We start from the raw sequence: 4904 nt of genomic DNA, 5'->3' as shown, positions 1-4904 counted from the left end.
CGGCCGCCGCCGGGGACGCGGACTCGGGGGCGGCCGCGCCGGGACGGCCCAGCACGCGGTCGGGGTCGGCCAGCGCCGCTTGCAGCCAGTCGGCGGCGTCGCCCGCCGAAGTCCGTGCCGGCGTCTTCTCCTCGGGTTCGGCGGCCGGTGTCTGCTCCCCGCCGGAGGACGGCTTCGCCGGCCCGCTCGGCGCCACCGACCACTGGCCCGTGGCCCACGGGTCGTCGACCCGGTGCCTGCGCCCGCCCTGCCGGCCATCACTGCGGTTGGTACCCCGATCGTCGGGGGCCGACGGATCGGCCGCCCGGGCGTCCTCGGTCGCGCCGCCCGCCCCGAACGACCGCAGCAGGTCGTCGGCGTCGCGGGCGCCTGCCCGTTTCCGCCTGCTCCCGCCCCGGTCCGATGCGTCCTCGCCGGCGCGGTCCGCCCCGAACGAGCGGAGCAGCTCCTCCACGTCCTTCGCCGCGGCTCCCGCTCGACGGCTTTCGCCGGGGCCCGCGACGTCCTCCCCGGCCCGATCCGTCCCGAGCGACCGCAGGAGCTCCTCGACGTCCCTCGCCGCGGCACCGGTCCGACGGCTCCCGGTCCCGTTCGAGGCCCTGTTCGAGGCCGCGTTCGCGCCCTCGTCCGACGGCTGCAACCCCTCGTCGTCGCGACCGGCACCACGCCGCCGCCGGCTCCCGCCGCGCCCCGCGGTGTCGTCGGCGACCGGGTCGGTGCCGCCCTTCTCGTCCGGGCCCGCCGCATGCCTGTCCGACGCTGTGGAGGCGGTGCCGCCGGCCGACGGAGCGCCGGGTGGCCGCTCCTCGCCGGGCAGCCCGTCGCGCAGGCTGCGCAGCAGCAGCTCACCGATCGGCGAGTCGCCCGTCAGGCTGCCCCAGGGAACGGCCGAGCCGGCAGCCGCGCCGTTCTGCTCACCGTGGGAAGGACCGGCCTCCCGCTCGGCGCCCGCCGGCCCCGGCGCACCGGCCGGGTCGGATCCGGGTCGATCGGTCCCGGACCGCTCACGGGCGGCCTCCTGCCGCGATCCCCCGCCCGCAGGCCGCTCGGCATCGTCGCGCCGCCTGCGGCGCCCACCCCTGCTCCCCGCCGGGTTCGTCCCCTCGACGCGGTCGTGCTCGACGCGCGGCCGCCGCGTGAGCGGCACCGGCCCGCGGCCCCGCTCCCGCAGCTCGCCCGCCTGCCGGGCGGCGGCTCGCCCGTTCGCGGTCGGTTCCACCGGGCGCTGCGCGCCCCGGGATCGACCGGCTGTGTCCCGCCCACCGGGCGCCGTCGCCGCCTCGGGCACGACGGTGGCCAATGCGGCGCGGATCCGCAGCGCGCGGCCGCGGTCCTTGCGTTCCGCGACCACCCCCAGGCGGAGCTCCTCCAGGGCGGTGTCGAGCTGCCCCGCCTTCTCGTGGAGGGCGCCGAGCGCGGACCAGCAGACCGACTCGAGATCGGGCACGTCGCTCTCGACGGAGTCCCGTGCCGCGTGCTCGAGGACCTCCGTGGTGTTGTGCCGCTGCTCGGCGCCCGCGACGGCGCGCGTCACCGTGAGCCGCAGGCGGACCATCTGGCGGCTCGGTCGGGCGGGCTCGGTCAGCCGGGGCAGCAGCGCGGCGGACCCGTCCCTGGCCTCCGCGACGCGGCCGGCGTCGAGGAGCGCGGAGATCCACTCCGCCGTGAGCGCAGCGGCGAGATGGGCCGACGGGGTGCCGGAGGCCATCCCTCCCCGCCCCCGTTCCAGGCGGGCGAGGCCGTCGGCCGCCCGGTCGACAGCGGCGGCAGGACGACCACCGCGCCGCTCCGCGGCAGCCGCGACGAGCGCAACGGCCGCGAGCCCGATGTCCCGGCCCGTTCCGCCCACCTGGGTCCAGGCCACCTCGGCGTTGCGCAGCGCCTCGCCGGCATCGTCGGCTGCGTCCTCCACGGCGCACCGGGCGAGCGCGCAGAACGCGTCGGCGCGCAGCTCCGGGGCGACGTCGTCGTCGAGCACGGGCGCCAACAGCGTCCGCGCCGCCGCGACCTCGTTGGCCGCCACCGCGAGCAGCGCGAGCTCCACGCGCAGCCGGCGGGCCGGCCGGGTTTCCATCGCTCCGGCACTCCACCGCGGCAGGGCGTCGACCACGGTCGTCGCTATGTCCCGCCCGTCGCCAGTGGCCGTGCGCGCGTGCACGGCCCAGCCCGCAGCGGCGAGCCACCGGTCCCGCTCACCCGCGGCGGAGGCGCTCTCCAGCACGTGGTCGGCGAGCGCCGCGGTGAGATCCGGCCGGACCCACCGCAGCGACGCGGCAGCCGCCAGGAGATCGGCGGCCGCCGGATCGGCGCTCCCGCCCGGCACATCGGCACGCGTGGACCCCACCTGACCTCCTGATGTGCCGCTTCCCCCCGCTACAGCCGATCGTGATCACCGGTCGGAGGGTGAATCGCTCTCAGTCACGGGTGAGTTTACGGTGGGTCACTCGGTGCGGGCGCGCGGCCTCCGCTCCCAGTCGCTCGACCTTGTTCTTCTCGTACGCTTCGAAGTTGCCCTCGAACCAGAACCAGGACGCCGGGTTCTCGTCGGTGCCCTCCCACGCGAGGATGTGCGTGACCACACGGTCGAGGAACCACCGGTCGTGGGAGATCACCACGGCGCAGCCCGGGAACTGCTCCAGCGCGTTCTCCAGCGACCCGAGGGTCTCGACGTCCAGGTCGTTCGTGGGCTCGTCCAGCAGGATCAGGTTGCCGCCGATCTTCAGCGTGAGCGCGAGGTTCAGCCGGTTGCGCTCACCGCCGGAGAGCACGCCCGCCGGCTTCTGCTGATCCGGGCCCTTGAACCCGAACGCGGCGACGTAGGCCCGCGACGGCATCTCCACCTGACCGACCTTGATGTGGTCGAGCCCCTCGGACACGACCTCCCACACCGTCTTCTTCGGGTCGATACCGCCCCGGTTCTGGTCGACGTAGGACAGCTGCACCGTCTCACCGATCTTGACGGTGCCGGAGTCGGGCTGCTCCAAACCCACGATCGTCTTGAACAGCGTGGTCTTGCCGACGCCGTTGGGACCGATGACGCCGACGATGCCGTTGCGGGGCAGCGAGAACGACAGGTCCTTGATGAGCATCCGGCCGTCGTAGCCCTTGTCGAGGTGGTCGACCTCGACCACGACGTTGCCCAGCCGCGGCCCCGGCGGGATCTGGATCTCCTCGAAGTCGAGCTTGCGGTACTTGTCGGCCTCGGCCGCCATCTCCTCGTAGCGCTGCAGCCGCGCCCGGCTCTTCGCCTGCCGGGCCTTGGCCCCGGACCGCACCCAGGCGAGCTCCTCCACCAGCCGCTTCTGCAGCTTGGCGTCCTTGCGCCCCTGGACCGCGACGCGCTCGGCCTTCTTCTCGAGGTACGTGGAGTAGTTGCCCTCGTAACCGATGGCCCGGCCCCGGTCCAGCTCCATGATCCATTCCGCGACGTTGTCGAGGAAGTAGCGGTCGTGGGTGACCGCCAGGATCGCGCCCGGGTAGCTCGCCAGGTGCTGCTCCAGCCACAGGACGCTCTCCGCGTCGAGGTGGTTGGTGGGCTCGTCGAGCAGGAGCAGGTCGGGCTTGCTCAGCAGCAGCTTGCACAGGGCCACTCGCCTGCGCTCACCACCGGACAGCTGGGTGACCGGAGCGTCCGGCGGCGGGCACCGCAGGGCGTCCATGGCCTGGTCGAGCTGCGAGTCGAGCTCCCAGGCGTCGTTATGGTCGAGGATCTCCTGGAGCTGGCCCATCTCCTCCATGAGCTCGTCGGAGTAGTCGGTGGCCATCTGCTCGGCGATCTGGTTGTAGCGGTCGAGCTGCTGCTTGATCTCGCCCAGCCCTTCCTCCACGTTGCCGAGGACGGTCTTCTCCTCATTGAGCGCCGGCTCCTGCTGGAGGATGCCGACGGTGGCCCCGGGGGCCAGCATCGCGTCGCCGTTGTTCGGCTGCTCCAGCCCCGCCATGATCTTCAGGACCGTTGACTTGCCCGCGCCGTTGGGCCCGACGACACCGATCTTCGCTCCCGGCAGGAAGTTCAACGTCACGTTGTCGAGGATGACCTTGTCGCCGTGGGCCTTCCGGACCTTCTGCATGCTGTAGATGAACTCCGCCACGCACACGATGGTAGTTCCGCCCAGCTCAGGCCCCGACGCCCGCCTCGACGGGCGCCGGTGGGCGGTCTGCCCATGCGCCGCCGCCGGACGGCGGCGCGGTGTCCGGGGAGGGCGCCGGTGCCGGTTCGGAGCGCTTCGTGCGGGTGACGGCGGCCGTGGACCACGACAGGTCCGGCCCCACGGCGTACGCCTCGAGCTCCAGGACCGTCTGCTGTTTCCCGTCCCTCTCGTAGCTGCGGCTGTGCAGCCGGCCGTGCACGATGATCGGGTCGCCGACCGACAGGGAGGCGTGGACGTTGTCGGCGAGGCCGCGCCAGCAGGTGACGCTCACGTAGAGCGAGTCGCCCGGTCCCCACGACTGCGAGCTCCGGTCGAAGCGCCGCTCCTTGCCCGCCACCCGGAAGCTGGCACGCGTGCGGCCGGTGGCCGTGGTGCGCCTGTCGACCTGGGTGATCAGGTTGCCCACGACCGTCGTGGTGGTCTCGTTCATCGCTGCTCTCCTCTCGCGCCGACCTTCGGCGAGATCCAGAGTGCGCGCGTCGGGGCGCGCAGCGAGACCCTTCCGGATTCTGTGGACAACTCGACCCCGATGGGGACAACGGGTCCGGCGGAGCCGGCCGACACCGGAGACTGTCGGTGGAGCATGGGACACTGCCGCAAAAACGGCACAAAAAAGTGGGTCCCCGCCGACCGGCGGGGACCCACTGAATGTTGAATGTCGGCAGCGACCTACTCTCCCACACCCTGGCGAGTGCAGTACCATCGGCGCTGGAGGGCTTAGCTTCCGGGTTCGGAACGGGACCGGGCGTTACC

General features: G+C 73.3%; 3 protein-coding genes and 1 rRNA gene. All 4 read right to left on the bottom strand.

What is annotated here, in order from left to right:
* Positions 1-2344, bottom strand: a 2344-nt coding sequence (locus KME75_RS39925) for a hypothetical protein (protein ID WP_219420192.1), incomplete at its 3' end; no start/stop codon positions are given.
* Positions 2345-2414: 70 nt separating this feature from the next.
* Entirely contained in the window at positions 2415-4091 is a 1677-nt protein-coding gene (ettA, locus tag KME75_RS39920; protein WP_219420191.1) for an energy-dependent translational throttle protein EttA, read from the bottom strand.
* A 25-nt stretch (positions 4092-4116) separates the two neighbouring features.
* Entirely contained in the window at positions 4117-4581 is a 465-nt protein-coding gene (locus KME75_RS39915; protein WP_219420190.1) for a single-stranded DNA-binding protein, read from the bottom strand.
* 226 nt (positions 4582-4807) lie between these two features.
* Positions 4808-4904 (bottom strand): 5S ribosomal RNA (gene rrf, locus KME75_RS39910); the annotation flags it as partial.

It is taken from the genome of Pseudonocardia nigra, assembly GCF_019396355.1.
GTDB classification, from domain to species: Bacteria; Actinomycetota; Actinomycetes; order Mycobacteriales; family Pseudonocardiaceae; genus Pseudonocardia; species Pseudonocardia nigra.
Note: the sequence above shows the minus strand (reverse complement) of the source record. Positions and strands in the feature narration are given on the sequence as shown.

Bases quoted from the DNA above. Each gene is read 5' to 3' on its own strand.
- KME75_RS39915 (WP_219420190.1), bottom strand. From the start codon at position 4,581: ATGAACGAGACCACCACGACGGTCGTGGGCAACCTGATCACCCAGGTC.